This window comes from Paenibacillus sp. CAA11 (assembly GCF_003060825.1).
GTDB lineage: Bacteria > Bacillota > Bacilli > Paenibacillales > Paenibacillaceae > Fontibacillus.
On the sequence record NZ_CP028922.1, the window covers coordinates 3,864,003 to 3,889,847 of the forward strand.

23 protein-coding genes are annotated in these 25,845 nt (G+C 49.4%); 9 read left to right on the forward strand and 14 right to left on the reverse strand.

What is annotated here, in order from left to right; translation table 11 throughout:
- Nucleotides 1–30: 30 nt before the first annotated feature.
- A complete protein-coding gene (locus DCC85_RS18070) occupies nt 31–414 on the reverse strand; it encodes a globin domain-containing protein (protein ID WP_108466832.1) in 384 nt (127 codons plus the stop codon).
- A gap of 456 nt (nt 415–870) precedes the next feature.
- On the opposite strand from DCC85_RS18070, the gene ylbJ reads away from it, so the two are divergent.
- Both ylbJ and DCC85_RS18080 read left to right on the forward strand, forming a co-directional pair.
- On the forward strand, nt 871–2,121 hold the full coding sequence (ylbJ, locus tag DCC85_RS18075; RefSeq protein ID WP_108466833.1) for a sporulation integral membrane protein YlbJ: 1,251 nt from the start codon (nt 871–873) through the stop codon (nt 2,119–2,121).
- Nucleotides 2,122–2,233: 112 nt separating this feature from the next.
- Entirely contained in the window at nt 2,234–3,037 is an 804-nt protein-coding gene (locus DCC85_RS18080; RefSeq protein WP_108466834.1) for an NAD kinase, read from the forward strand.
- Nucleotides 3,038–3,055: 18 nt separating this feature from the next.
- On the opposite strand, the gene DCC85_RS18085 is transcribed toward DCC85_RS18080, so the two are convergent.
- Nucleotides 3,056–3,583: a YutD family protein gene (locus DCC85_RS18085; RefSeq protein ID WP_108466835.1), complete on the reverse strand. Its 528-nt coding sequence runs from the start codon at nt 3,581–3,583 to the stop codon at nt 3,056–3,058.
- Between the two features lie 36 nt (nt 3,584–3,619).
- The gene (lipA, locus tag DCC85_RS18090; protein ID WP_108466836.1) at nt 3,620–4,507 is read right to left on the reverse strand and encodes a lipoyl synthase; all 888 of its coding nucleotides are present in this window, start codon (nt 4,505–4,507) and stop codon (nt 3,620–3,622) included.
- 182 nt (nt 4,508–4,689) lie between these two features.
- Here lipA and DCC85_RS18095 point away from each other — a divergent pair, with 182 nt between their 5' ends.
- A complete protein-coding gene (locus tag DCC85_RS18095; RefSeq protein ID WP_108466837.1) occupies nt 4,690–5,739 on the forward strand; it encodes a M23 family metallopeptidase in 1,050 nt (349 codons plus the stop codon).
- A gap of 83 nt (nt 5,740–5,822) precedes the next feature.
- On the opposite strand, the gene yunB is transcribed toward DCC85_RS18095, so the two are convergent.
- The 3 genes from yunB to DCC85_RS18110 all read right to left on the reverse strand — a co-directional run bounded on the left by yunB (nt 5,823) and on the right by DCC85_RS18110 (nt 8,764).
- Nucleotides 5,823–6,608, reverse strand: coding sequence for a sporulation protein YunB (yunB, locus tag DCC85_RS18100; RefSeq protein ID WP_199909938.1), 786 nt, complete (start codon nt 6,606–6,608; stop codon nt 5,823–5,825).
- A gap of 97 nt (nt 6,609–6,705) precedes the next feature.
- Nucleotides 6,706–7,668 (reverse strand): carbohydrate kinase family protein, encoded by a 963-nt coding sequence (locus DCC85_RS18105; RefSeq protein WP_108466838.1) that lies wholly within the window; start codon nt 7,666–7,668, stop codon nt 6,706–6,708.
- A 112-nt stretch (nt 7,669–7,780) separates the two neighbouring features.
- The gene (locus tag DCC85_RS18110) at nt 7,781–8,764 is read right to left on the reverse strand and encodes a LacI family DNA-binding transcriptional regulator (RefSeq protein ID WP_108466839.1); all 984 of its coding nucleotides are present in this window, start codon (nt 8,762–8,764) and stop codon (nt 7,781–7,783) included.
- A 226-nt stretch (nt 8,765–8,990) separates the two neighbouring features.
- Between DCC85_RS18110 and DCC85_RS18115 the strand changes: the two genes are divergently transcribed.
- From DCC85_RS18115 to DCC85_RS18130, 4 genes are read left to right on the forward strand one after another with little or no spacing between them, the layout of a single operon-like run.
- Nucleotides 8,991–9,926, forward strand: coding sequence for an ABC transporter permease (locus DCC85_RS18115; protein ID WP_108466840.1), 936 nt, complete (start codon nt 8,991–8,993; stop codon nt 9,924–9,926).
- A 15-nt stretch (nt 9,927–9,941) separates the two neighbouring features.
- Nucleotides 9,942–10,823: a carbohydrate ABC transporter permease gene (locus DCC85_RS18120; RefSeq protein WP_108466841.1), complete on the forward strand. Its 882-nt coding sequence runs from the start codon at nt 9,942–9,944 to the stop codon at nt 10,821–10,823.
- A gap of 20 nt (nt 10,824–10,843) precedes the next feature.
- On the forward strand, nt 10,844–12,454 hold the full coding sequence (locus DCC85_RS18125; RefSeq protein ID WP_108466842.1) for an ABC transporter substrate-binding protein: 1,611 nt from the start codon (nt 10,844–10,846) through the stop codon (nt 12,452–12,454).
- 19 nt (nt 12,455–12,473) lie between these two features.
- Nucleotides 12,474–13,925, forward strand: a complete 1,452-nt coding sequence (locus DCC85_RS18130; RefSeq protein WP_108466843.1) for a glycoside hydrolase family 32 protein — start codon at nt 12,474–12,476, stop codon at nt 13,923–13,925.
- A gap of 93 nt (nt 13,926–14,018) precedes the next feature.
- Here DCC85_RS18130 and DCC85_RS18135 read toward each other — a convergent pair whose 3' ends face one another.
- Complete coding sequence (locus DCC85_RS18135) at nt 14,019–15,317, reverse strand: Gfo/Idh/MocA family protein (RefSeq protein ID WP_108467946.1); 1,299 nt, start codon at nt 15,315–15,317, stop codon at nt 14,019–14,021.
- 149 nt (nt 15,318–15,466) lie between these two features.
- Between DCC85_RS18135 and DCC85_RS18140 the strand changes: the two genes are divergently transcribed.
- Complete coding sequence (locus DCC85_RS18140; protein WP_108466844.1) at nt 15,467–16,297, forward strand: AraC family transcriptional regulator; 831 nt, start codon at nt 15,467–15,469, stop codon at nt 16,295–16,297.
- Between the two features lie 76 nt (nt 16,298–16,373).
- On the opposite strand, the gene DCC85_RS18145 is transcribed toward DCC85_RS18140, so the two are convergent.
- From DCC85_RS18145 to DCC85_RS18175, 7 genes are all read right to left on the reverse strand, one after another.
- A complete protein-coding gene (locus DCC85_RS18145) occupies nt 16,374–18,341 on the reverse strand; it encodes a sucrose-specific PTS transporter subunit IIBC (RefSeq protein ID WP_108466845.1) in 1,968 nt (655 codons plus the stop codon).
- Entirely contained in the window at nt 18,334–19,320 is a 987-nt protein-coding gene (locus DCC85_RS18150) for a carbohydrate kinase family protein (protein ID WP_108466846.1), read from the reverse strand. The genes DCC85_RS18145 and DCC85_RS18150 overlap by 8 nt, the downstream gene beginning before the upstream one ends.
- Before the next feature lie 26 nt (nt 19,321–19,346).
- Nucleotides 19,347–20,816, reverse strand: a complete 1,470-nt coding sequence (locus DCC85_RS18155; protein ID WP_108466847.1) for a glycoside hydrolase family 32 protein — start codon at nt 20,814–20,816, stop codon at nt 19,347–19,349.
- A 141-nt stretch (nt 20,817–20,957) separates the two neighbouring features.
- Entirely contained in the window at nt 20,958–21,956 is a 999-nt protein-coding gene (locus DCC85_RS18160; RefSeq protein ID WP_108466848.1) for a LacI family DNA-binding transcriptional regulator, read from the reverse strand.
- A gap of 114 nt (nt 21,957–22,070) precedes the next feature.
- Entirely contained in the window at nt 22,071–23,306 is a 1,236-nt protein-coding gene (locus tag DCC85_RS18165) for an MFS transporter (RefSeq protein ID WP_108466849.1), read from the reverse strand.
- Between the two features lie 22 nt (nt 23,307–23,328).
- On the reverse strand, nt 23,329–23,889 hold the full coding sequence (locus DCC85_RS18170; RefSeq protein ID WP_108467947.1) for a sugar O-acetyltransferase: 561 nt from the start codon (nt 23,887–23,889) through the stop codon (nt 23,329–23,331).
- 41 nt (nt 23,890–23,930) lie between these two features.
- Nucleotides 23,931–24,962, reverse strand: a complete 1,032-nt coding sequence (locus tag DCC85_RS18175; protein WP_108466850.1) for an ROK family protein — start codon at nt 24,960–24,962, stop codon at nt 23,931–23,933.
- 213 nt (nt 24,963–25,175) lie between these two features.
- On the opposite strand from DCC85_RS18175, the gene DCC85_RS18185 reads away from it, so the two are divergent.
- Nucleotides 25,176–25,820 carry a class I SAM-dependent DNA methyltransferase gene (locus DCC85_RS18185; RefSeq protein ID WP_108466852.1) on the forward strand — a complete coding sequence of 215 codons (645 nt, stop codon included), beginning with the start codon at nt 25,176–25,178 and terminating at the stop codon, nt 25,818–25,820.
- The last annotated feature ends 25 nt before the right edge of the window (nt 25,821–25,845 follow it).

Genomic DNA, 25,845 nt, shown 5'->3' on the forward strand with positions numbered 1-25,845 from the left:
CTTTCTTATCTCGGGACGGCTATAACTAATCTAAGGTGTATTTACAAAATGATAAGCCGGTCCGGACAGACGCTGCAGCACGGTCGTTCTGAGAGGTTCAGAAATATTAATCTCCGTCAGTGCCTCCCCCATACAGAACAGCCAGGCTTCGGCACGCTCCGCAGTGATCGGGAACGGCATATGGCGCGCACGCATCATAGGATGTCCGTATTGATCCGAGTAAAGAGAAGGACCGCCGAGAAATTGCGATAAGAACAAGTACTGCTTATCCATTACAGGCGTAATATCTTCCGGGAAAAGCGGGCCAAGCAGCGGATGCTGCTGTACTCTTGGATAGAAAGCTTCGACCAATTTGCGAATGGCAGCTTCTCCACCGATCAGTTCGTATAAGGTTTGTCCCTGTTCAGGATTCATGGGGTAATCGCCAACTTCCTTAATTAATAATTGCTGCAGAAATCCATATGGTCATTATATCAAATTATCGCAGAACAAAAACCCTATGTTTAATTAAACTTGATTTTGTTTGGGATGGAGACACAAAAAAGACGCTATTCAACCATAGCGTCTTGATATCCCTATTTATTTAATAGCTCTGCCAATCCTCTTCACCGGAATGGACGAGGGAAGCACGTATACAATAGACAAATGCACATACAAGAAAACCTGCAACAAAGCTCATCATCATCACTCCATCCTTAATGAAATGAATTGTAAGGTTACTCTTCTTACTTATATTCAGTTTATCATAAAACAGGTTAAAAATCAGCCCATATTGTAACCGCTTTCTCGTTAATTTTTTGTGCTGTTTGTCCTATTTCACACATACAACTTAATTAGCACCTGAAATGAGGACATGGAGGCGTTGTCTTAATGTCACAGATAAAATGGGGCAATCCCTTGATGATTTTAGCCCTATTCACCTTATGCGCACTTATGGCCATATTTCCTGAAGCTTCCTGGATGTCGGCCGTGAGGGGCTTATCGATTTGGTGGGATGTTCTCTTCCCTTCGCTATTTCCTTTCTTTGTCATTTCAGAGGTTCTGCTTGGACTAGGTATTGTTCATTTTCTAGGAACCCTTCTTGATCCGCTTATGAAGCCGCTCTTCCGTATTCCGGGAAGCGGAGGGTTTGTAGCAGCTATGGGCTTTGCAGCAGGATACCCAGTCAGCGCCAGGCTGACAGCCAAGCTTCGGGAGCAAAAGCTCGTCAGCCGAGAGGAGGGAGAGCGGCTCGTGGCATTCACCACTTCTTCTGATCCCATTTTTCTGATCGGAGCGGTCTCCGTGGGATTCTTCCACAGCCCTCAGCTTGCTCTTATTCTGGCCCTCGCCCATTATGGCGGCTCTGTGATCATCGGCCTGGTGATGAGATACCACGGCCGTGCAGCTGGTTCGAGCAGCGCAGCAGATACAGTTAGCAGCGGCGAGGCTGCTAAGTCCGGACGATTCTCCTTCGGCGGGGCACTTCGGGTTATGCATCAAGCCAGGATGGAGGATGGCCGCGACCTTGGCGAGCTGATGCGCCAGGCCGTGTCCTCCTCTCTTAAGCTTATGACCGTCGTAGGCGGCCTTGTTGTATTTTTCTCCGTCTTTCTAGAGCTGCTCACAGCCTCCGGATTTATCCAGCTTCTACTTGAAGGCTTAAGGAGGCTTCTTCCAGTGCTCGGTCTGCCGGAAGGGCTCGCTTCACCTTTAATCGGGGGAACCTTTGAGGTTACGCTAGGTGCCAAGTCCTCAGCTGCGGCGCAGGTTCCATTCATGTTCCAGGCCGCCGCTGCCGCCTTTATCCTGTCGTGGGGCGGTCTGTCTGTACATGCTCAGGTAGCTAGCATCTTAAACAGCACCGATCTGCGGTATGCCCCCTTCCTGATCGCAAGATTCATTCATGCCTTCCTGTCTTCTGTAATTATTCTGCTTCTATGGCCGCTGTTCGGGGCTGGTATTGTGATCCAAAGCGCCAGCAGCCTTGCTGCTGTGCCCGCCTGGACTCATAACTGGCATGCTGCCGCAGGAAACTCCGCATATTTTTACAAAGGGCTGCTGTTCTTGCTTATTTTGTCTGGTTTTGCAATCCTCATTCAGCGATTATTTTTGGGGAAACGACCCGGCGAGCACAAATGAAACGTTGTTTTCTGGTTAATAATTGATTATGATCGATTCATGTGGAAAAGTTGGATGTAGTCCTTTTTTGAATCATCCGGCTTCAACTCCAACCGAAAAAGGAGCTTTCATCTTGAGATACTACGTTCTTGACCGAGGAGATTCGCTCTCTGTTGATCTGACCGAACAATTTCATAAGCTAGCCGGGGAGCACGGGTTTGAGCTTGATGCCGAATCTCCGGAGATTGTTGTGTCCATCGGCGGTGATGGAACGATGCTTCACGCTTTCCATACGTTTATTGACCGCATTCCGTCCATAGCCTTTGTGGGAATACATACTGGACACCTGGGATTCTACGCCGACTGGAAGGCTGACGAAATCCCCGAGCTGATCAAACTGATGAGCGGACAAGGCGGACCTGAAGCACCGAAGCCGCGCATTGTGAACTATCCCTTGCTTGATTTGGAGATTGTAAAGAAATCGGGCACGACTTCGTATGTATGCCTAAATGAGTTCACACTAAAAAGCGTGGATGGCACCATAGTCGCTCAAGTAGACATCAATGATGAGCTGTTCGAGATGTTCCGCGGCGATGGGATCTGTGTGTCTACGCCTTCCGGCAGCACCGCGTATAACAAAAGCCTTGGAGGGGCCATGATGCACCCGACCGTCGAAGCTCTGCAAATCGCCGAAATTGCCTCCATTAATAATCGCGTATTCCGGACGATGGGTTCGCCGCTTGTACTGCCCAAGCACCATCACTGCGATATTTATTCACGCAAAGAACAAAATCTGATGCTGACTATAGATCACATCAATCTGCCTATCCATGACCTGCTGTCTGTCCGCTGCCAGGTCGCTCGGCAGAAGATCAGCTTTGTCAGATACCGTCCGTTCCCCTTCTGGCAGCGGGTACGGAACGCCTTCTTGGATTAACAAAGAACGGTTCCCGAATTATTCGGGAACCGTTTTGTTTTTCTCAGACACCTTCGCATCTTCCGTATTTACAGACGCTGGGCGCTCTTTGCTCATATTCTTGTCCTGATCACGGACCGGCTCTTTGACCAGTGCTTCCTTCCCTTGCCCTTCCTTGCCCTGATTCTTTCTTGGGCCAGACTCACGGGCCGGGTCAGCAGAAGCTGGATTCTTGCTCTGATCCTGCTGGACCGTCTTACCGCCGCTCTCCTTGTCGGTCTCCTTGCTGGACGCCTCCTTGACCTTCTGGAGAACAAAGTAAGCACAGCCAAAGTTGCAGTATTCGTTGATGTAATCGGTAATCCCCGAAACCGCTGTATCTCGCGTTGCCTTCGGGTGAGTATCTTTATAGAACCCCTTTAACCGGAGCTGGTTATACCCCCAGTCTCCGATGATATAATCGTACCGCTCCAGCACATCGCTGTATCGCTGTTTGAAGGCTTCGGGATTCCAGCCGTTCTTATAATCCTTGACGACTTCATAATGCTTCCCGTTAACTTGAATCACAGCTGTTCCTCCTTCATCTCCCTAGAGGGAGGGTGATCAGACACCTTCTTTGGCGCTCTTAGCCGATTTCACCTGTTCATGCGCATGATAAGAACTGCGCACCATAGGTCCGGATTCCACATGGCTGAAACCGCGCTTGAGCCCTTCTTCCTTCAAATCCGCAAATTCCTCCGGACGATAATATTTCTCCACATTCAAGTGCTTTGGCGAAGGCTGCAGATATTGGCCGATCGTGATAATGTCACAATCCACTGCACGCAAATCGTCCATCGCCTGCAAAATTTCGTCCCATTCTTCTCCCACACCCAGCATGATGCTCGATTTGGTAGGAATATCCGGCTGCATCTTCTTCGCCCGCTCCAATAGCTCCAGAGAACGGCGATATTTCGCCTTCGCCCGAACACGGTCGGAGAGCCGTTCAACAGTCTCAATGTTATGGTTCAGAATGTCCGGCTTCGCATCCATCACAATTTTCAGTGAAGCCTCGTCTCCTAGAAAATCAGGAATCAGTACTTCCACACTGCACAGCGGAAGGCGGCGGCGAACTGCTTTGACACTCTCTGCAAAGATCGCAGCTCCGCCATCCTTCAGATCGTCCCGGGCCACACTTGTGATGACACAGTGATTAAGATTCATGTTCTCAGCGGCTTCGGCTACGCGCTCCGGCTCCTGCAAATCAAGCTCTGTAGGCATGCCTGTATTTACCGCGCAAAAACGGCAGGCTCTTGTACAGATATCTCCCAATATCATAAAAGTCGCCGTTCGGTTTGCCCAGCATTCATATATGTTCGGACAGCGCGCTTCCTCGCACACGGTATGTAGAGTCTTTGAACGCATCATTTTCTTGATATCCTGGTAGTTGTCGCCTGTCGTTAACTTAATACGAATCCAATCCGGTTTCGGTTCTTTTGCTGCTTTTGCCAAGTACAAGACCTTCCTTCTTCTAGATTAAAGTCGTTGCCGTCTATTATACCATGAAAAAAGTCGAAATTCTTCCGGACAAGCATGAAGAATAAAACAAAGCCATTTGTTCCAAATTAATGAGCAGCAGAGCCAAACTTCGGCAGCAAAGGCAAAAGTCGTATTTGGAACAGGAGGTTATTCGCATGAGTTTAATTCGGATCAGGAATAGCAAATCGGCCAGATTAACCAGCTATTTGCTCCTTATTGCCGGAACAACTACAGCACTGCTCCTTGCCAGCAGCCAGCAGACCGCCTCTGCTGAACTGCCTCAGAAGCAAGCGGCAAAGCCGGATATCTATACAGAGCGGAAATCCATATATGAGGAAATCGGAGAACTCACCCAGATTCCCTGGTTCCGTCTGGCTGCAATTGATCAGTATGAACGCAGTCTGACGCCAAAGGCAAAGCTTGAGGCACGCAAGTCAAGACTCATCCATCTGGAGCCCAAGGCGTTCTTGTGGGCAGGCCGGATTAACCCCGACACTACAGATACCAATCCTGTATCGATAGGCATTTTCGGGGGAATTGGGAAGGATGCTTCTGGTGATGGAATCGCCGATCCGGCGAATGACCGGGATGCCATCTACAGCATGGCCCGCTATCTCCAATCTTACGGTCCATCAGAAGACGATTTCAGCATTGCCGTCTGGCGCTATTATCAGAATGATCGTGCTGTGGAGCGCATCCGGCAATTCACTAAAATTTATAAGACATATAATACCCTTAATTTACAAGACACTTCCTTTCCGCTTCCACTGACCAGCGTATACAGCTACCGCGACACCTGGGGAGACCGTCGGGGATACGGAGGCAACCGCATCCATGAAGGGACAGATTTATTTGCCAGCTATGGAGTTCCGGTTCGCAGCACCTGCTACGGCATTGTGGAGACCAAAGGCTGGAACCGCTTCGGTGGTTGGCGTATAGGCATTCGAGACTTGCAGAACCGCTATCACTACTACGCTCATCTACTCGGCTATGACAAAACCATTGAAATTGGAGGAACCGTCAAGCCTGGTCAGGTCGTTGGCTGGGTCGGCAGCAGCGGGTACGGCGGCCCCGGAACCCAAGGCAAATTCCCGCCGCATTTGCATTACGGGATTTACCGGGATACAGGCCATAATGAATGGGCCTTCGATCCTTACCCACTGCTCCGTCAATGGGAGCAGGCAGAGAGAAGCCGCCACAAGTAGCTCCCATTTCAAAGGGTCTTAGACGGTGTAATCACATGCAAAAGGGCCATCCGCTTTTCTCACGGATGACCCTTTTGTCAGTTCTATGGCTTTTGAACTTCAACCTCTCCTGATGTGGAGGGAGGCGACGGCAGCGCAATGTTAGGTGCATTAGCCCCATTCTCACCCACCGGATTCCCTTTGTTGTCATAGTAATACATCGGTACATCCCCCACCACAAGCAGATAAGAAACCGGAATCTCCGTCTCTACGGTCTGCGGGCCCATGTCGAAGGGAACTACAACCGCCAGCTCAGTCCTTACCCGAAGATACACCTCGACCAGGATCATGTTGATCCCTGCATCCTGGCGCCGGGTATTTAGATCAACCTTTACGTCGCCCTCGGGTTCGATTCTTATGGGAATTTTGGGCCCAAAGGACGCCAGGATCGGACTTCCAAGCGCCTGTCCCAAAGGAATATGCTCGCTTAGCCTGGCTACGTTCTCCAAGGTCGAACGCACGGTCTTTACCGTCTCTGAAGTAATCTTCATATGCGCAGAATAATTCAGCATGAAGCCTGTAATCTTCCCTGCTCCATCCGTTTTCCAGTCGATCAAATCCCCAAACTGCTTGCCTTGTGCTACTTGAGCCGTTATTGCATCATTGATCGATTCGGTCGCAATTTGTTTGACGCGTATTTTGGCCAGATGCATGATTGGCCCTTTCATATTCCGTTCGACATACCCTATGGTCTGTATCAATCCGATAATGACAAGAACCACCACAATCAGCCACAGCTTCTTGCCCCGCCATCCCTTTCCTCTTCGCCTGCCGGCATCCGTGAATCGGACCCGGCGCCGGCTCCGCCACCTTCTTCTCCTGATCCGCATCGCCTCTACCTCCTTGGCAGCCCTGCCAAGCTTCCCTAAAGAATATGCAGGTACAGGCAGAAAAAGAAGCCGAGCCAAGCAGAAGTCGATTCATCCGTTAGAAACGTTCGACCTCATCCCAAGTGGGAAGCGAGGCAATCGCTCCAACCTTCATGCAGACCAAAGCCCCGACTTTATTGGCAAAGGATGTAAACTCATTCAGTCTCTCGAATTCGTTGACCAAGGCCTTGGGGTCCTCCAGCCTGCTGATCTTGAGCAGCATGGCTCCGACAAATGCGTCCCCTGCGCCCGTAGAGTCTATAGACTTTACAGGAATGCTTGGAACAAGAGCCGCCTCTGTTCCATTGGACACAAAGGTACCTTCCGCGCCGAGTGTGACAGCCGCCATGCCTGCCCCCCACTGATGCAGGAGCTGTACGGCCGATGCCCGCTCCGCTTGCCCTGTGATGAGCTTCAGCTCCTCTTCACTGAGCTTGACCAAATCCGCTTGTGAAATCCCCTGCCGCGCAAGTGCGATGAATTCTTCCTCACGCCCTCTCCACAGATCCGTTCTAAAGTTGGGGTCAAAAGATACAAATTTCTGCATACGGGAGGCATCCTGCATAATGTCAAAATAGGCCTTGCGGAAAGGATTCTCAAGCAGCGCTGTTGCCGAGCCGAAGTGAATAATCCCTGCCTGCTGAAGCTGCTTCGGATCTATATCCTCAGCGGTCATATTCCGGTCTGCTCCGCGGTTGAATACAAAATCGCGTTCGCCGTCTGCTTGTAAAGATACGAACGCCATCGTCGTCGGTGCCGAAGCGTCCATTCGCAGCATCGAAGTATCTACCTGCTGATCATCAAGCGTTTTTTTCAAAAAGTCGCCAAATGGGTCTGCTCCCACCTTGCCCGCAAAAGCCGATTGGCCGCCCAAACGTGAAATCGCAGCGCTCACATTAGCCGGAGCACCCCCTGCCTGCTTGGAGAAATGCTCCCCTTTAGCCAGGCCTGCTCCAATATCCATGCAGAAAAAATCAATCAATAGCTCTCCAATACAAATTACCGTTTTCTGTTCAGCCATTCGCTCCACCTCTGATAACGTTATCATTTCGTGTCCCGTATAAATTCAAGTTAATACTAGTCGAGTCCTGCCGCAATGTCAACCGGTTAACATAAGTGTGAAAAACCACGGTCTAGGTGGTTTCTCTCTCTAGCACAGTCACAGGCAGGTACATTTCTTCCGCTTCGTGATCCGCCTCTCCGTTTATTTTCTCAAGCAGGATCCGAATCGACTCTCTAGCTATCCCTTCCGTAGGCTGCATAATCGTAGTCAGCTCAGGCAGCAGAGCCTGAACGGTCTCGGAGCCATCATAGCCAACGACTTTGACATCCCCAGGGATGTTTAGTCCCCTCCTCTTGGCATACTGCAGGAATGAAGCCGCTATCAAATCATCGCTGGCAAATACCCCATCGACCGTGCGATTCTCCTGATAGATCTGGTCGAACAGCTCTTTGTATGCCCTATGATCAAAGGATTTGCGGTTCTCATATACCCTTAAGGTCAAGCCATGCTCCTTCATGACATCCTCATAGGCCTTTCTTCTCAAATTAGCTGGGGTCTCAAGCTCAATCGGTCCGTTGATATGTACAATGCTCTTACAGCCTTTTCGAATCAACAGCTCTGTCGCCTTTTTCCCGCCTTCATAGTTATCGGAACCTACGACAGGGATGGATGGAGACAAATATCTGTCGACCGCAACGACGGCCAGCTGTCTGTGATGATAGTTGCTCAAGCCCCGGTTATGCGAGCTTACAATGATTCCGTCAACCTGGTTGCGCATCAGCATCTCCAGATATTTCTCCTCACTTGTGATACTGTCCAGGCTGTTGCAGAGCAGAATCTTATAGCCCTTCTCGGCAGCAGCACTTTCGATGTAAAAGGCGAGCTCGCTGTAAAACGGGTTGTTAATCGTCGGCAAGATCAGGCCGATTAAATTTGTCTTTTTGCTAAATAGAGATCTAGCAACATCATTCGGGAAATAATTGAGCTCCCTCATCGCTTTATATACTGCATCCCGGGTTTCCTGGCTAATATATCCCCGGTTGTTCATCACCCTGGATACCGTAGTCTTGGATACACCCGCTCTTTGGGCAACATCACCAATTTTCGGATTCAAAAACTCACCTCAGATCTCTTCTCTCTACAAGAGTCACTATGTGCTTTTCGTTACACGTGTATTTTATGCATTAGGCAAACAGCTTGTCAAAAAAGAAGTGAAAAAATCATTTAGGAAACCGGTTGACATATGTCATCCGGTTGACATACAATGACTCTGAAAGCGGCATCATTCACGTCATACGGCTTTAATCGATGTTTAAGCGCACTTATGGGAGGGATCAGATTTGACAGGCATAACGGTTGAGAAAAAACAAAAACCGGGCTGGATTCATTATGTAGCAAAGAATTATATTCTGTATCTATTTCTATTACCGGCGGTCATCCTGACCATCATCTTCAAGTATGTCCCGATGTACGGGGCCATCATCGCTTTCAAGGATTTCAGTCCCCGCAAGGGAATTTTGGGAAGCGACTGGGTAGGCTTTGAACACTTTCAGCGGTTCTTGTCCTCCCCAAATTTTTACGACATTTTTATGAATACGCTTAAGTTAAGCGCTTACGGACTGATTCTTGGCTTTCCTGTTCCGATTATTCTGGCGCTGATGTTCAATCTAATCAAAGGCCAGAAGCTCAAAAAGAACATACAGCTCATTGTATACGCCCCGAATTTCATTTCGGTGGTTGTCATTACAGGGATGCTGTTCGTCTTCCTGTCCCCGACGGGAGTCATTAACACCCTTGTCACCTTGTTCACCGACAAACCTATTTCCTTCATGACCGATCCTGCCTATTTCAGAACCGTCTATATCTTGTCCGGAATCTGGCAGAGTGCCGGATGGTCTTCGATTATCTATGTCGCTGCCCTGGCCAATGTCGACCCGCAGCTGCATGAGGCCGCCAGGATGGACGGGGCATCCTTGTTGCGACGAATCTGGCATATCGATCTGCCTGCCTTGAAACCGGTCATGGCTGTCCTCTTCATCCTTGCAGCTGGCGGAATTATGTCGATCGGCTACGAGAAGGCCTTCCTGATGCAGACGCCACTGAACATTCCAACCTCTGAGATTATAGCCACTTATGTTTACAAGGTTGGTCTACAGTCAGGCGACTATGCATACTCGACGGCGATCGGACTATTTAACTCCGTAATCAATGTTGTCCTGCTTGTCTTTGTCAATTCTGTAGTCAAGAAGCTCAACGAAGGAGAAGGTCTCTACTAATCAAAGGAGGAACCCATGGACATTCATCATTCCAAATCAGACCGGTTCATACTTGGCCTAAATTACACGCTGCTGGGCCTGTTTGTTCTCATCATCCTTTTTCCGCTGCTGTACGTGCTGCTTGCTTCCTTCCTAAATCCAAATGTGCTGATTTCGAAGGGGTTGGCCATCAGCGCCTCCGATTGGAGCCTCGTTGGCTACGAGAAGATCTTGCAGAACTCAGCCATGATTCGGGGATTCTTTAACGCCGTTTTCTATTCTGCCGCTTTCGCGATTGTGACCGTGCTGGTCTCCATCTTTGCGGCCTACCCCCTTTCCATCGAGGGCTTTGTCGGCAAACGGTTCATTATGATCTTTTTCCTGATCACCATGTTCTTTGGCGGCGGACTGATTCCTACTTATCTCGTGGTCAAAAATGTCGGCATGCTGGATACCGTATGGGCCATCATTCTGCCGGGAGCAGTCAGTGTGTTCAATATTATTCTGGCTAGAACGTACTTTCTCGGCATTCCGAAAGAGCTGTTCCAAGCTGCCCGTATTGATGGAGCCTCTGATCTGCATGTTTTCTTCAAAATCGTGATGCCACTGGCGAAGCCGATCATTTTCGTTCTGGCCCTGTACGCCTTCGTTGGGCAATGGAACTCCTATTTCGACGCCATGATCTATCTGGAGAACTCCAAGCTCTTCCCGCTGCAGCTTGTCCTGCGCTCCATCCTGATCCAGAACCAGGTTGACCCTGGTATGATCTCCGATGCGCTGGCGCAAGCAGAACTCAAGAAGCTCTCGGAGATGATCAAGTATTCTTCCATTGTGGTTTCAAGCCTGCCGCTCATCATTATGTATCCTTTCTTCCAAAAGTATTTCGAGAAGGGTGTCATGGTAGGCTCTATCAAATAAAGATGAAAAGGGGAAAACAGATGAAAAAAACAGTGCAACTATTGGCCGTCACCGTACTTTCTGTATCTTTGCTGGCCGGCTGCGGCGGCGAAGGGGGAGGCAATTCGGCATCGAAGGACTATCAGCTGCAGAATGTTTCATTTCCGCTGAAAGAGAAGGTCACCTTAAACTTCATGACCCAAAGCTCTCCGTTAGCCCCATCCGATCCCAATCAAAAGCTGATTTACAAGCGGCTTGAGGAGAAGACCGGTGTTCACATCGACTGGAAGAACTATACCTCCGATTCTTTTGCCGAGAAAAGAAATTTGGCCATTGCCAGTGACGATCTGCCGGATGCGATCCTCGATGCCGGTTATTCAGACTATGAGCTCCTGCAGCTCGGTTCTGACGGCACGATTATCCCTCTAGAGGACCTTATTGAGAAGTATATGCCGAACTTCAAAAAGGTTCTGGAGGCAGCACCTGAATATAAAGCCATGATCACCGCACCAGACGGGCATATTTATTCTTTCCCTTGGATTGAAGAGCTTGGCTCAGGCAAGGAGAGCATTCACTCGGTCAATGACTTCCCATGGATCAATAAGGCATGGCTGGATAAGCTGGGGCTCAAAATGCCTACCACGACCGAAGAATTGAAAAACGTACTGATTGCTTTTAAGAACAATGATCCTAACGGAAACGGCCAGAAAGATGAAATCCCGATGTCATTCATCATGAACAACGGAAATGAGGATATGAATTTCCTGTTTGGCTCCTTCGGCCTGGGAGATAACGGAGACCATACGGTCGTTACCAATGACGGCAAAGTCGTGTTCACCGCCAGCCAGGATGGCTACAAGGAAGCGATTAAATACTTTAATGAGCTGTATAAGCTGAATTTGATTGATGAGGAGTCCTTCGAGCAAGATTACAATACGTATTTGGCAAAGGGACAGAGCGGACGGTATGGCCTGTATTTCCAATGGGATAAAGCCAACATTACAGGGGCTAACGACAACTATGAGCTTATGAACCCGCTGGAAGGGCCTTCCGGTGAAACCAACGTAACCCGCACCAACAATTACGGATTTGACCGGGGCCGTATGGTGATCACCCAAGCGAATAAGAATCTGGAGCTGACTGCGAAATGGATCGACCAGCTCTATGACCCGATTCAATCGGTTCAGAATAACTGGGGGACCTATGGAGACGAGACCCAGCAAAATATCTTTAAGTTCGATGAACAAAAGAAGATGCTGGTTCATTTACCGCTGGGGGACACCTCTCCTGTTGAACTTAGACAAAAGACAAACATAGGCGGACCGCTGGCGATATTGGATGAATACTACGGCAAATATACGACAAAGCCGGATGATGCAGCCTGGCGCCTCCAATTGATGAAAGAAGTTATGGTGCCTCATATGAAACAGGACAATAACTATCCGAAGATTTTCTTCTCCCGGGAAGAGCAGAAGGAACTGACGAACATTGAAACCGACCTGTTCGCCTATGTGAACCGGAAGCGGGCGGAATGGATCAAGACCGGCAAGGTGGACGCCGAATGGAACGCTTATCTTCAGGAGCTAAACCGCCTCGGTCTAGAGAAATGGCTGCAAATTAAGCAAAGCGGATATGACAAATATAAAAAATAAATAAAGGTGGTAACACAACATGAAAATAATGAAACATGAAAAGCACAGGCCATTATGGCACTTTTCCCCTAAACAGCACTGGATCAATGATCCGAACGGACTCGTCTATTTCAATCAGGAATACCATCTGTTCTTTCAGCACCATCCTAGTTCCAGTAATTGGGGGCCGATGCATTGGGGCCATGCCGTCAGCAGAAATCTGATCGACTGGGAGGAGCTGCCTATTGCTCTTGCTCCTGATGAGCTAGGCACGATCTTCTCCGGCAGTGCCGTTGTGGATTGGAAGAACACGACAGGCTTCTTCCCTGAAGAGCCAGGGCTTGTAGCGATATTCACCCATCATCTGGATACCGGCGAAGAAGGCGTGCCGATTACTCAAGCCCAAAGCCTCGCCTACAGCACAGATCAGGGAAGAACATGGACCAAATATGAGGGGAACCCGGTGCTGTCCTGCAAGAGCAACCCGGACTTCCGCGACCCCAAAGTGTTCTGGCATCCGGAGAGCGCAAGATGGGTCATGGTGCTGGCCACAGGCCAGACCATCTCCATCTACTCCTCTCCTGATCTGAAGAGCTGGACCTTTGAAAGTGAGTTTGGCGAAGGGATTGGCTTCCACGGAGCGGTGTGGGAATGCCCGGACTTATTCCAGCTGAATATAGAGGGCACTTCTGAGAGTCGCTGGGTTCTTCTGGTCAGTGTTGGTGATAATCCGGAGTTCGACGAAGGCTCCCGCACCCAATATTTCATCGGGTCCTTCGACGGATCGAAGTTCACACCGGATGACGCAGAGATTCGTTGGCTCGACTATGGCCGTGATAACTATGCTGGTGTTAGTTTCTCCGACATTCCTGAGGAAGACGGGCGAAGACTCTATATAGCTTGGATGAGTAACTGGAGATATGCACGTCAGGTGCCGACGAACGGTTGGAGAGGGGTCATGACTTTTCCAAGGGCCTTAACCCTTGTCCAATTAGAAGATGCGACCCTCATCCGTCAGCAGCCAGCCGAAGAGCTCAAGTCCTACTTCTCTGAGCGAACCATGTTGCCGGATCTGACGATTGCGGGCGGCGTATCCCATAGCTTCCCTTGTCAGGCCGAGGCGTTAGAATTGAACCTGAACCTGGAGCATGCGGATGCCGCTGGATTTGATCTGATCCTTCAACATACCGCAGATCAGCATACGAAGATATCGTATTGTGCGGTCCAGCAGACGCTGACCCTATACCGGGATCAGTCGGGAATCCGTGACTTTGCGGAAATATTCCCTCTGCCACAAGCCATGCCCGTCCCACTACCCGATAACATCAGGCTGCAGATTCTTGTGGATACCTCTTCTATTGAAGTCTTTGTAAATGACGGGCTGTATGCGCTAACCAGTGTAGTATATCCTGATCAGACCTGTGAGCAGATTACTATTCATGCTAAGCAAGGGGATGTACGAGTTTACGACAGCTCTCTAGCAGTCCGGTAAAGAATTTCCTGCCTAATCAAAGTCCTGAACTGTACCTCTTACAGTTCAGGACTTTTTACTTCTATTATATAAAGCTTGGCAACAAGCATACAGCTACAGCTTTACAAGCTCCTCAACCCTCACCGGCAGGCCGGTTGCTATGGACCGATTGGCTGCGATTCCGGTCAGAATGGACCAGGCGCCATCGAGATGCGAGGCCGCCCGGCCGAAGCGATCCTCTGCTTCTGCTGCAGATTCTGCGTCAAAGATATCCCGCAGCATCACCGGGTCTCCTCCCCCATGTCCGCCGCTGCCTTCTTCAATGTCTACTATATAAGGCGCCGCAAATTGCGGGTAAACCACAATCTGCTTATGTTGTACGGCACCTTCCTGCTCTTTGGCTCCCCCGGCATTGACATAGGATTGCTCGACCACCTTTACTTCCAGCCTGCCTTTTGTCCCGTTAAAATCAACCTTAAATCCCTCCCACGGCAAGTAAGCGTTCAAGGAATAATTCAGAATTGCCTTATTCTTATATTTGACCATCACACCCATCGTGTCTTCAATGCTGATGTTATCTCCGAAGACACTCTGATCCCGCAAATATCCGTCTTCATGCTCCGCCTCAAGATACATACGCTTCAGCGGCTCATGCTCCTCCAGATGCAGGGCAAAGGGATCGTCCTTCGCTGCACGGCTTCCGTACGCCCGCTGATAGAACTGTGTGACACCGCGGTTCTCTGCATTTTCCCGGCCATAAAAGCGCAGGTCGCCCATGGCGAACACCGTATCAGGCTTAGAATCCAGCCAGAAGTTCATCAGGTCAAAATGATGGGTCGATTTATGAACCAGCAGCCCCCCGCTGTTCCGCTTATCCCGATGCCATCTACGGAAGTAATCCGCCCCGTGCTGCGTATTCAGCAGCCACTCGAAATTGACGGAGAGTACCTCGCCAATCGTTCCTTCCATCAGCAGCTCCCGAATCTTCGTGTTGTGCGGCGCATAGCGGTAGTTGAAGGTAACCCGCAGCTTCCGCCCGGTACGCTGTACAGCATCCAGAATGGCCTGGCATTTCTCGGCATCAATGGTCATCGGCTTCTCAGAGATAACATCACAGCCCAGCTCCATAGCCCGAATAATATACTTGTGATGCGTCCGGTCAATGCTGGTCACAATCACGGTATCAGGATCCGTCTCCTGAATCATCCGATCGAACTCTTCGGCTCTATAAGCTGGAACCGCATTACAGCTGTATTTCTCTTGAAGCAGGGTATTGGCGTAGGCCATTCTAGTCTCATTGACATCACAGAACCCTACAATCCTCGCAGAATGCGAATAGTGGCTAGCCATTTCCCCATAGAAAAATTCAGCCCGACCGCCCAAACCGACAAACGCATAGTTTCGAATCGTCAGAGGAATCACTCCATTTTCTATTGATGGTTTTGAATACGCTTTCTATGTATAGTGTAAGGTATAGGATCCACAGCATTCTCTGCATCTTTTAGCGATTACGGCCGATTCTTTGCATATTTTATCTTTCTGATCCCCTTAGGAGGTACAGAATGGAGAACGAGACAGAGGCGCTATTTGCCATTGAGCAAGCCAAGAGACAGGAGCCCTTCAGCATGGACTCAGACCATGCTCATGATACCTACGAAATTTACTACCTGCTCTCTGGGGAACGTAATTACTACATTCACAATTGGGTCTATGAGCTGCGTAAGGGTGACGTCATATTTATTAATAAAAAACAGCTGCACAGGACCACTGCCAGGGGAACGAAACTGCATGAGCGGGTCCTCATCAATTTCCGAAGGGAATTCATGGGGTCGCTCAGCGGTGTGGAGGAAGTCATCCTCCCCTTGGTATCTTACCGGTGTCTGCTGCTGCGCCCGGAAATTCATGAACAGCAGCAGCTGGAGAATATTCTCTTCAGCATGCTCCAGGAAGATCGGCGTAACCAGCCGCACAGGATACCTTATTTGCAATCCCTGCTCCTGCAGCTGTTGATTGAGTTGAACCGCATGTTCAGCATCAGCAAGAAGAGCATCGCCCCATTAAATGAAGACAGAGAACGCAAGGTCTATGAAGTGACGGAATACCTGCATGCCCATTATGCGGAGAGGCTGTCCGTGCAAGAACTGGCTGAGCGCTTTTATATTAGCAGCACTTACCTGTGCCGATTGTTCAAGCGGACGACCGGATTCACCCTGATGGAATATCTGAATGCCATTCGTATTCAGGAGGCCAAGCACCTGCTGTGTGATACCCGGCTTAAGGTTACGCAGATCGCTGAGAATACCGGCTTTGGCAGCATTGCACATTTCAATCGCGTATTTAAGAGCCTCACCCGCAAGTCACCTCTACAGTATCGGAAACAATCGGGTTCATAGTTAATTTCATATCCTAGAAACCCCATAAAAATAAGGCAGGGAGAATTCGGATTCTCCCTGCCTTATAACTACTGGTTTACTTTTTCAAATGAACTACAGCTACAGTCTCTTGGCCCGCTGTAACATTACCTTCGACAGAAGGAATGACATTCTCCACCACATCAAGACCTGACGGGATGAGCACAGGGGTCACCAGAGGAAGACCTGCCTGCCGGATTGTCTCCATATCGAACTCGACGAGAAGCTGACCCTTGCTCACTTTATCGCCCGTATTCACATGGACCTTGAATCCGCTGCCTTTAAGTCCTACCGTATTAATCCCGATATGGATCAGGAGCTGCACGCCGCTCTCATGCTCCAAGATTACCGCATGCTTACTCTTCTCCATCACATGGGCAACCGTTCCGTCAAAAGGTGCAAAGGCTTTGCCTTCTGCCGGTTCAATAGCGATCCCTTCTCCCATATGCTTGCCGGAGAATGCTGGATCAGGTACCTCTTCCAGAGGAACCACCTTCCCTGTAATTGGGGCAAGGAGCTCCAGCTTGTCGATGGAAGAAGCAGCGCTAGCAGAGCTTACTGGAGCTGAAGTAGAAGCTGAAGTCGCAACTGGTCCGGCAGTCTCCACCGCGGCAGCAGCCTCGGCGGTTCCTTCTTCCGTCACGGCTTCATTCTTATACCCAAACAGCCAGGTCAGCACGAAGGCAACGATCATTGCTACGAGATTAGACAGGATGTATAGCGGCAGCTGACCGTTCAGATAGAGAAGCGTTCCGGGAATGACCGTCACGGACATGCCGCTTCCCGCCAGGTGGAACAGCGATGCCATAAAGCCGCCGACTGCCCCGCCGATCAGTCCCATGATAAACGGCTTCATGTAGCGCAAGTTGACCCCGAAAATCGCCGGTTCAGTAATGCCTAGGAATGCCGACAAGGACGAAGGAAGGGCCAGCGCCTTCAGCTTCATGTTCTTGGTCTTCAAACCTACAGCCAGACAAGCTGCACCTTGTGCCGCCATAGCGGTAGTGATAATAGCATTAAACGCATTGCTGCCGTTCTTCTCAAGCAGCTGAATTTCCAGGAAGTTAAAGATATGATGAACACCGGTAACTACAATAATCTGATGGAAGAATCCGATTACAAGCCCCGCAATGCCATAAGGCAAATCTAATACGGTTGTCGTTCCATGAAGCACCCATTCTTCAACGGAATGGAAGATCGGTCCGATAGCGAACAATCCAAGGATGATCATCACCAATAAGGTGATAAATGGTGTCAGGATTAAATCCAGGGCTTCCGGGATACGTTTTCTGAGGAATTTCTCAAACTTAGCGCCCAGCAAGCCCACGAAGAACGCCGGCAATACAGACCCTTGATATCCTACAACAGGAATGAAGCCTAACATGGTCAGTGCGTGTGCTGAACCGTCTGCAACACTATAAGCGTTCGGAAGCGCCGGATTGACAAGCATGAGGCCAAGCACAATCCCGAGCACCGGGCTTCCGCCAAAGACGCGGAATGCCGACCAGGCCACCAGGGCAGGCAGGAAAGCAAAGGCCGTGTCTGTTAATACCTGTGTGAACAACAGGAAATTCGGCGAGATATCTTCAGGGGTTGCCCCGAACCAGGCCAGAATTTGCGGCTGGGTTAGCAGACCACGCAGACCCATGAACAATCCGGTTGCAACCAGCACCGGGATAATCGGTACAAACACGTCTCCAAAGGTACGGATCGCACGCTGGAAGGCGTTGCCCTGCTTCTTGCCCTGACCCTTCAGGTCCTCCTTGGATGTGCTCTCAATGCCGAGCTTCTCGACCTCCTCGAAGATCCGATTGACCGTGCCTGTTCCGAAGATAATCTGATATTGACCAGAGTTGAAAAAGGCCCCTTTGACCTTATCAATGTTCTCCACCTGCTGCTGATTGATCTTCTCTTTGTCACGAACCATAATGCGCAGGCGTGTCGCACAATGGGCAAAAGATGCGATGTTTTCTTTGCCGCCAACGGCGTCTACAACCTCTTTGGCAATTTGTTGATTCTCAGCCATTGCTCTCGCTTCCCTTCTTTATGCATTCCATGATTTGCTTTATGGTCGGAAGAGCTGGAATAGCCCCTTTTCCCGTAGTTGTTAAAGCTCCGCTCGCATTCGCGAACTTGAGCAGGCTCTCATGAGCCTCGGCGAGCACCTCGGTCAAGCTGTCTTTGGTAGCCTTGCGCTCCAGCAGCTGGTAGAGGAAGCCCCCCACAAAGGCATCTCCGGCCCCTGTAGTATCCAAGGCCTGCACCTTATACCCTTCTGCGGTATATTTCGTATTCGGCAGAATCAATTCTGCCCCATCCGGCCCTTTTGTAAAGATGACAGCCTGCACCTCTCCTGTGAATAGCGAGGCCAGCGCTTCCTCTTCGTCTTCTATACCGGTAATGAACGCGAGCTCATCTTCCGATATCTTCAGAAGGTCTGCTTTAGGAATAAAGGACTGAATGGTCCTGCGGCATTCCTCCGGATCGCTCCATAAGGGCAGGCGTACGTTAGGATCGAAGCTGACCAGCCCGCCTTTGCTCTTCATGGCCTCAATAGCCTTGAGATGAGCTCGCTTCATCGGGCTTTCTACCAGGTCGACCGATCCGAAGTGGAGAATATCTCCAGCATGGAAAATTTCAGGATCAATCTCATCCTCCGATAACAGCAAGTCGGCAGATGGATTCCGGTAGAAGGAGAAGTCACGCTCTCCGTTATCCCGCAGCGATACAAACGCTAATCCGGTATTGGCCTCGCTGGTTCTTTGAACCAGATCGGTTCTAACCCCTGCTTCAGCCAGCTGCTCCAGAAGAAAATCCCCGAAGGCATCATTCCCCAGCTTCGTAATGATCGAGGAAGCAGCTCCATACTTCGCAACCGCCGCGGCTACGTTGGCAGGAGCGCCTCCCGCCGCCCGTTCAAAGGAGACAACATCCTTTAAGGCCGCTCCTTTTTGCAGCGGAATGAAGTCGATCAGCACCTCTCCGATGGCAAATAAAGTTCCCACGTGCATTCACCCTTTAACATTAGATTCTAATAATCCCATTTCACAATCTGAAACTCCGCAGTTCCGTTAGTGGAGAAGAGCCGAATCTCACGGCTGTCCGGACTAGGGAAGATGCGGCTGGTGAATACCTGTTCACCGTCATTCACAAAAATCTCCACCGAGGAGGTATCCATGAAGATGTGGAATTTAATCGTGTCTGCGTCGATGCTGCAGCGGCGGACTTGGCCGTTGATTTCTCCCATAGTTTGCCCAGATAGCGAGCGGTCAAGGGTGATTTTCTTATCCTCCGCATCGTACTGGAGGATCGTTTTCTCCTCACCGCCGGCCCGCAGCTCCAGCCCGAACGTCTTCGCATCAAAGCTCGGTACCTCGCAGATCAGTTCATAAGCCGTGCCGTCAAACCCCTCCAGATGCTTCACTCCACGGCTAACCGACATCTTCGTGCGCTTCTCCGCTTTGCGAAGCTTCGCCAGCTCCGGAACCGGCTGCTGAAGCAGCTTGCCGTCCTTAAGGATTAGCTGGCGCGGGAGCGTTAAGCAGCCGGCCCATCCATTCGTATCTGTCGGATACTCTACATCCGGCAGGCCCATCCATGCCACCAGAAGCCGGCGGCCGTCTGGATCCGCTGTAGTCTGAGCTGCATAGAAATCAAATCCCCGATCCAGCTCTTCGAACGATCCGTGAGCAAATTCCCTTGTTCCTGTATCCAGCGGATCACCAATCACATAGCCGTTTTGATAGATATTGTTGTACTTATCACCGTCAGCATCCAGGCCTTGTGGTGAGAACACCATCACTCCTCGGCCGTCCAGCTCGAAGTAATCCGGGCATTCCCACATGTATCCAAATTCAGGCAGCCGGGTAACGATTTCCCCTTTAAACTCCCAGTTCAACAGGTCCTTAGATTGGTACAATACAGTGCAGCCTGTCTGATCTACCCTTTGGGCGCCCAGGACGCAGTAGTAGGTATCTGCCTTCTTCCATACCTTCGGGTCTCTGAAATGGTCCGTATATCCCGGGGGAACCTCAGGAATGACCGGCTGGTCCATCTTGGTAATTAGACCGCTTTCATTCATGTAAGCGAGACATTGATAAGGATGCCTGATCCATGCCTCATCCCGAGTATTGCCCGTGTATATGAAATACAGCTTGCCATCCTTCTCTATGGCGCTTCCTGAATAAGCTCCGTGGGAATCATACTTTCCACCGGGTTCAAGGCCAATCCCTAATTGCTCCCAAACAGCAAGATCCGTAGATTTGGTATGGTACCAATACTTCATACCGTGATCAGTCCCCAGCGGGAACCATTGGTAAAAAAGGTGATACTCTCCCTGAAAGTACGAGAAGCCGTTAGGATCATTCAATAGCCCTGTTGGCGGTTGAATATGGTAGCTCTGTCTCCAAGGGCAATTTGCGATCTTCTCCTGAAGCTGGGCCAATTCGCCAGGCTCTGCCTGCTCGATCAGCCTGTATTTCTCTTCTCTAGTCATTTTCATGGTTGTTCTCCATCCTATAACCCTCACCAGGAACCGGTTCCAGTTCAGTTGAAAAATAAACCGGAACCGGTTCCAGTTTGTAGATAAATATTGCCGGCCCATCACCTCGTAAGAGGGATGGAACCGGTTCCTGTGTGTCTATCATACTCGATTGGCTGCTAATTTGTCAACGCTTTCTCTCTGAATCAGCTCTACATCCATTACGGAGAGCATGTCTACTTTTTGCTCAAGCACCAATTGAATAATGTTGTGGGCTGCCAGCTTGCCTGCCTGGAAATAATGGTACTGCACGGTCGTCAAGGCGGGGTGGATAATCTCTGTAATATCATATCCCCCAAACCCGGTAATGGACAGCTCTTCAGGAATCTGAATGTTATTTAAATGCGCGGCTTTGAAGACACCAAGCGCGATGTTATCGGTGGCGCATACCATGATGGATGGAACCTGCTCCTTCAGAATGAGGGATGCCGCAGCCATCGCGTCGGACATTTTAAAACCTGTCTCATAATAGCTTACCTCACACTCGGAGCAGGCATCTACGGCCCTTCTAAATCCGTTCTTTCTGCGAATCCCCACCGCTTCGTCCTTTTCCGTAACACCTAAATAGACGATCTTCCGGTGCCCCTTGCTTAAAACATGCTGTCCCATCAAAAATCCGGCCTGATCATCATTATGAACCAAGCTGTGGACTTGTTCATGCTGCTGCCCAACTAAGATAACCGGAATATTAATTTCCGCTATAGCATGAAGATGAGCTTTCGTCACTTGGGCAGCAAGCAGTATAATTCCTGATATCTTCTGTCTGGCAAAATCATATATGGCTTCAATTTCTCTGTCCATATCCTGGCTCGTATTTGAAATAAGCATTTGATAATGGTTCTTTCTAAGCTCCTCATCAATTCCCATCAAGGTCTGCGAGGATGCGAAGGAATCTAGACGGGGAACAACTGTCCCGATAATATTCGTTTTCTTCGCTTTTAAGCTCTGTGCGAACGTATTAGGCACATAATTCTGCTCTTTAATAATATGCTCAATTTTCTGCCGTGTTCGTTCGCTGACTGGACCTCCGTTCAAATACCGGGAAACCGTGCTTTTGGCCACGCCGGCCATGCGTGCAATATCCGAAATCGTCTTGATCATAATTACTCCCTTGAAATAGACTAGCATTCTGGTGGTCTTGCCTTTATATTATACTAGCTTCTCAAAGGCGAGGCTAACTATGCCCTCTTGTTCCAGAGCCTTTATACTTAGATTTTAGAGAGTTCTTTCGGTATCTCTATTTCTTGCAGCTCTGAAGACGGTCAATCCTAGCTTGATATTCAATCTTTCAGAGAGAATCAGCATAGCTGCAGCACATGCGCTTACATAGAATGGGAAAATACCGATCGTGGTATGCGTCGCTAAGAAGCCTAGAATCGGAGGCATAAACGTGCTCCCTGTATAGGCTACAGCCATCTGATAGCCCATGATGGTCTGGGAGTGCCGATGCCCGAATCTTGCAGGTGTTTCATGAAGCATACACGGATAAATAGGGGCGAGCCCCAATCCTACCATCAGAAATCCAGCCACCGATATGGAAGCGGGCAGCGGAAGGCACAGCAGTATAGCACCGAGTAAAGCAAGGAACTGGCCACTGCGGATGAGCATCTTATTGCTGATTTTAAAGGTAATGAAGCCTGTAATGAACCGCCCTGCGGTGATGCCTCCGTAATACAAAGAGACCCAGCTCGCGGCAGTTGCAGCCGAAATTTCCTTCATATTTACCAGAAAGCTCGCGCCCCAAAGCCCCATCGTTGTTTCTACACCGCAATAGAACAAGAAAGAGAGCAGTGCAAGCTTTACCCCTTTAATTCGCAGAGGCTTAGTATCCGTCTCTTCTAGTTCCGTCAACTGACTTTCACCTTCGCTGACAAGCTCAGTATGCTTTGATGGCTTGTTCCTAGCAATCCGGTCCCACAGCGGAAGAGTAAGGAATAAGAGCACCACTAGAGCGAATTGTATTATAGATACCGTAAGATAGCCGTCTCTCCAAGAATGATTACCGTCAATAAACCGGCTCATAATAATCGGGCTCATGGTTGCTCCAACGCCCCAGAAACAGTGCAGCCAGCTCATATGGTGGGCTTTGTAATGAGCGGCAACATAGTTGTTCAGCCCCGCATCCACAGAGCCTGCCCCGAGTCCAAGGGGAATACAGCAGATGATCAGCCACAAGAGCGAAGGGGAGAAGGAAAAGCCAAACAGTGCAACCGCTGTCATCAGACAGCTGACAAAGGTTACCTTTCCCGTGCCAAAGCGGTTGAGCAGTCTTCCGCTCGCCAGGCTGGAGACGATGGTTCCGCCGGCGACGATCATAAAGAGCCACCCGGCTGCATCAAGCGGCGCCCCATAGTCCTTCTGCATCAGCGGCCAGGCTACCCCAAGCAGGGAGTCGGGCAGCCCCAAACTGATAAAAGCCAGGTAGATAATGATCAGGAATAACGTAGCCATACAAACTAGGCTCCCTCCAGTTTTAGACTTGAATTTCTTTAATGATTCTAGCCGGGTTGCCTCCCACGACTACATTGTCCGGAACATCCTTCGTGACGACAGCTCCTGATGCTACAACAACGTTATCACCGATCGTAACCCCCGGGTTAATCACAGCTCTTCCCCCGATCCATACCCTGTTTCCGATCTTCACGGGTTTTCCATATTCGGGACCGGCTGAACGTTCATAAGGATCTAGCGGATGGGAAGCTGTATAGATGTGAACCCCTGGCCCAAGAAGACAGTGATCACCAATACGCACTTCACATACATCCAGAATGGTGCAATCATAATTTGAGTAGAAATTCTCACCCACATGGATATTATAGCCATAATCAAAGTGAATGTTAGGCTCTATGCTTAGGTTCTCGCCGGTTGATCCCAGGAGCTCCTTTAACAGCTGCGTGCGCAGTTTCCCATCCACCTCTGTTGTTTGGTTATAAATTCTGGCCATTCTCCGGGCATAATCTCTCTCACGTGTCAGCTCAGGATCGGCCGCATTATACAGTTCTCCGTCTAACATTTTTTGCTTTTCTGTCTTCATCTCGTCATCAAATCCCTTCATTATCAATATCACTTGTCCATTTAACGCCGCTTCTCCACCAGCTGAAGTGAATAGGCCAAGCTTTCTAGAGTCATTGCCGTCAAGCCATTCATATAGTCCTCATCCGGCTCCTCAAGCACGATCAGAAGAGGCATATGTATTTCGGGAATGATCCTCAGGCATTCTCTATAGATCTCATCCAGATCAGCCGCTTGGACCAAGTCTCCTGTCAGAGCTACCGTCTCAGGATTGATCACCGCAGTTAGACTCGCAATGGTTTGGGCGGCCAGTGGAATAAAGGTCCGGCGCTCCTGAAGCTGGTTGAACTGCTCCTCCCGCGATATTCCAAAGGGCAGGAACGAAATCTCACCGGCAAAGCGGGTTTTGCCCTTATGAATATGCCCGTCGATCATGATCCCTGCTCCTGGGAAGCTGCCCTGAAGAAAAGTAGCCACAGCAAGTGTCTGATCTTCCTCGTAGTTCTGTTTCTTATAGAAGCCGTAAACTGTGAGATTCATATCGTTCTCCACAATAACCTCGACCTCATACTTTTCCCTAATCTCAGCTTCTAAAGGGACCTGCCTCAACATCTCAATATCACAGATATCTACAACACCATGATGTACCACCCCCGGAACCCCAATGCCTACAGCCTTGATATTATTATGTCTCTCAATTAAGACCCCAAGCAGCTCATCTATAGCGGTGCTGTCGGCAAATTTGACCTCTTGATATCCTCGCTCTATATACTCGCCGGCTAAATTCGCTACCCCATAGGTCAGTGACTGTCTGCCCGATTCGATCTTGGCAAAAATACAAGCCACATAGGAGTAATCAACATTATAGACATATCTTCTTGCCGGGCGTCCGCCGCTGGATTCCTCCAGCTCGGTTTCAATCACTTCACCCGCCTCGTGAAGCTCATTAAGGATATTACCGCAGGTAGCAACGCTTAGGCCTGTCGCTTCCGCGACCATGGACTTGGTTCCTTGTTTCATGGATTTCAGAGCCTGTCTGACCAGCTCTTGGTTGATTTTTTTCACACGCATAGAGTTATTCGTTATGGGGTTCATATGAATTTTCACCTTTTTAAAAGTGTTTTAATAAGTGTTAATATAATTGATTTTCCAAGTAATGTCTACCTTAATATAATCACCGTGTTTAAAAATTTCCCAAAAATGCGGCAAGACGCTGCAAAAGGTGGGCTTTTTCATTTAAGATTTTTGGTTTATAATTCCAATAAGGATACTTATATTATTAAAGTGTAAAAGGAGGCTTTAGCTGACATGGGGAGAGAATTCGTAGAGCTATTCGATGAATGGTCTCATAACTATGATCTAACCGTGCTGGGGCACGATGAACAATATAGAGAGGTTTTCGAGCACTATGAACGTATTCTAAACCTCGTGGTCTCAGAGGCAATAGGCACCGTTGTAGAATTTGGTGTTGGTACAGGTAACCTTACAGAGAAGCTCGCAGCTGCCGGCCATACGGTCTACGGCATTGAGCCTTCCCAAGGAATGAGAGATCAGGTCTTAAAGCGGGGCATTCCCTTTGAGCTGTTGGATGGTGATTTTCTAGCGTTCCCAGAGCTGCCTGGTCCTGTAGATACAATAACCAGCACCTATGCCTTTCATCATTTAACGGATGAGGAGAAAGAGCGAGCAATTGCACATTTTGCCAATCTGTTAAGTGATAAAGGAAAGATCGTATTCGCAGACACTGTATTTGCAGATCCGGCCAGCCGTCGCAGTATTGAAGAGGAAGTGGAAGCGAAGGGCTACTTTAAGCTGCTTCAAGATTTACGTACAGAGTACTATACAACGATTGCAGTATTGAATAGCATTTTAACCAAGCATGGATTTAAAGCTCGGTTTACCCGCCTGAATAAATTTGTATGGTTAGTCGTCGCTGAAAGGGAAGCATTATAGGTCCCAAATGTTAAGACCGCTCCCT

Bases quoted from the DNA above. Each gene is read 5' to 3' on its own strand.
- DCC85_RS18145 (WP_108466845.1), bottom strand. From the start codon at position 18,341: ATGGCTGAGAATCAACAAATTGCCAAAGAGGTTGTAGACGCCGTTGGC.
- DCC85_RS18175 (WP_108466850.1), bottom strand. From the start codon at position 24,962: ATGAACCCCATAACGAATAACTCTATGCGTGTGAAAAAAATCAACCAA.
- DCC85_RS18155 (WP_108466847.1), bottom strand. From the start codon at position 20,816: ATGAAAATGACTAGAGAAGAGAAATACAGGCTGATCGAGCAGGCAGAG.
- yunB (WP_199909938.1), bottom strand. From the start codon at position 6,608: ATGCGGATCAGGAGAAGAAGGTGGCGGAGCCGGCGCCGGGTCCGATTC.
- DCC85_RS18185 (WP_108466852.1), top strand. From the start codon at position 25,176: ATGGGGAGAGAATTCGTAGAGCTATTCGATGAATGGTCTCATAACTAT.
- DCC85_RS18130 (WP_108466843.1), top strand. From the start codon at position 12,474: ATGAAAATAATGAAACATGAAAAGCACAGGCCATTATGGCACTTTTCC.
- DCC85_RS18120 (WP_108466841.1), top strand. From the start codon at position 9,942: ATGGACATTCATCATTCCAAATCAGACCGGTTCATACTTGGCCTAAAT.
- DCC85_RS18140 (WP_108466844.1), top strand. From the start codon at position 15,467: ATGGAGAACGAGACAGAGGCGCTATTTGCCATTGAGCAAGCCAAGAGA.
- DCC85_RS18170 (WP_108467947.1), bottom strand. From the start codon at position 23,889: ATGAAGACAGAAAAGCAAAAAATGTTAGACGGAGAACTGTATAATGCG.
- ylbJ (WP_108466833.1), top strand. From the start codon at position 871: ATGTCACAGATAAAATGGGGCAATCCCTTGATGATTTTAGCCCTATTC.
- DCC85_RS18160 (WP_108466848.1), bottom strand. From the start codon at position 21,956: ATGATCAAGACGATTTCGGATATTGCACGCATGGCCGGCGTGGCCAAA.
- DCC85_RS18105 (WP_108466838.1), bottom strand. From the start codon at position 7,668: ATGGCTGAACAGAAAACGGTAATTTGTATTGGAGAGCTATTGATTGAT.
- DCC85_RS18165 (WP_108466849.1), bottom strand. From the start codon at position 23,306: ATGGCTACGTTATTCCTGATCATTATCTACCTGGCTTTTATCAGTTTG.
- DCC85_RS18095 (WP_108466837.1), top strand. From the start codon at position 4,690: ATGAGTTTAATTCGGATCAGGAATAGCAAATCGGCCAGATTAACCAGC.
- DCC85_RS18125 (WP_108466842.1), top strand. From the start codon at position 10,844: ATGAAAAAAACAGTGCAACTATTGGCCGTCACCGTACTTTCTGTATCT.
- DCC85_RS18070 (WP_108466832.1), bottom strand. From the start codon at position 414: ATGAATCCTGAACAGGGACAAACCTTATACGAACTGATCGGTGGAGAA.